Source organism: uncultured Caballeronia sp., assembly GCF_964243625.1.
In the GTDB taxonomy this organism is placed as follows: Bacteria; Pseudomonadota; Gammaproteobacteria; order Burkholderiales; family Burkholderiaceae; genus Caballeronia.
In genome coordinates this window covers 7328-8786 of record NZ_CAXTGZ010000230.1, presented here as the reverse complement: position 1 = coordinate 8786, position 1459 = coordinate 7328, and the positions used below count along the sequence as shown (strand labels likewise).

1 protein-coding gene and 1 pseudogene are annotated in these 1459 nt (G+C 56.3%); one reads left to right on the top strand and one right to left on the bottom strand.

Annotation, left to right across the window (positions count from 1 at the left end):
- Positions 1 to 343: pseudogene (locus ACFFAR_RS16695) on the top strand (hypothetical protein); the annotation flags it as partial.
- Positions 344 to 373: 30 nt separating this feature from the next.
- Here ACFFAR_RS16695 and ACFFAR_RS16690 read toward each other — a convergent pair.
- Complete coding sequence (locus ACFFAR_RS16690; RefSeq protein WP_375508151.1) at positions 374 to 1240, bottom strand: ATP-grasp fold amidoligase family protein; 867 nt, start codon at positions 1238 to 1240, stop codon at positions 374 to 376.
- Between the last annotated feature and the right edge of the window lie 219 nt (positions 1241 to 1459).

Sequence of the window (1459 nt, the reverse complement as noted above, 5' to 3'; positions counted from 1 at the left end):
CGAGGGATGGACGGCCGTTCGTCCGGACAGCGGGCCCATAGAGTTGCGCGATTCGTCCGGCGTGGTCCGCGCGCTATATGGGTGGGCCAAGGACGCCGAGCTCAGGGTTTTGCCGCGGTACCAGGTTGAATCGCAGACGAACAGTTCAAGCGGACTGGGCAGCCTGCTGATCCGGGATCGCGCGATTGGTCAGGTCCTCGAAAGGTCATCGATCTGGTCTGCTCAGACGGGCACCAACCATCCGGATTGGACGAGGTTGTCCGCGTGGCTTACTGCCCGCTATCCAAAACATCGCGACCCGCTGCGGTATTGGGAGGATTGCGAAGAAAACAACCCTGAATGAAGCTGTTTGGGAGCGCCGAAAAAGGGAATGTCATTCCCGTAAGAGCCGTCCCCATTCGTAATCGATCCGGTCGGGAACGAAAGGCAGGACGCCGGCACCGGGCGTGAAAGTAAGCTCGCCAAAATAGATGTTGTCGCCAGGCGCATACAGGTCCACGCGAACGTAATCGAAGCCTTCAGACAACGTTTTTGCCGTGTCCAGTATCGCTGCCAGATTCGGTGGCGCACCGGGTGGTTCTTCGCTGGGAGAGTAATAACCGATAACGAAATCAAGACGATTCCAGCCCACGTCGAAGATATCGCCGCGAGTGGTGTCGCCGAATCGGTCTGAGATGACCGAGATGTACATGACCGGCTGCGCGTTGCCCCTTCGGAAGCAGTGCACTTTGTAGTCGGGCGGCAACTTGCCGCGTTCATCGAGAAGCAGTTGCTCGAAGAAGATCCGCGGCCTGATTTTGCTGTAATGCCTTTCCCTCGAAACTTTATAAAAATCGGTCTGCAGCCACTGCTCGGTCAGGTGCTGCAGTCTCTCGAACGAGGTTTGCGATTTGTCCCTGACCACTTCCACGAAGCTGCTGCCGTGATTTGCCTTCATGACGAAGGAAGCCGGCAACGCGTCGAACGCTGCGCGTGTGAACGCGACCGGCGCGGCAATCAGCGGGACCAGATATTTTTGCGCCAGTTTCTCACTGACATAACTTCGAACAGCCAGTTTGTCAGTGAGTGGGACGTAACGGGGGTCGGGATCCATGCTTCTCCGCAGGATCTTTTCGTTGAAAGTCGTTGGCCGCCTGAGGTTAGGAAACCGGCCAACATACTTCCTGTGCAGAAGGCTGAGAAAGATCGAGTCGGGCAACGTCGACTTGGCAAAGTCCTTGATTCGTCTGATCAGTGGCATCCGAACACACCTTGGGAATACAAGCGATTGTTCCTTGCTTGCGGCCGGAGTGTGAGCCTGAAGTTCACCATCCGATGGTCGCTCCGCACGCGGCGTGTACGGTTCGCCTGGTACGAACAGTATTAACGTGGCGACTGCCGGTCTTATTCCGAGGATCGTGTGTTTCTTTGCAGTTGACGTGCCGAAGCTTTAGTTACCCGAAGGAAAGTCTGTCGAAAA

What these genes read in the sequence shown, in the direction of transcription:
- ACFFAR_RS16690 (WP_375508151.1), bottom strand. Translation starts at nt 1,240, where the DNA reads ATGCCACTGATCAGACGAATCAAGGACTTTGCCAAGTCGACGTTGCCC.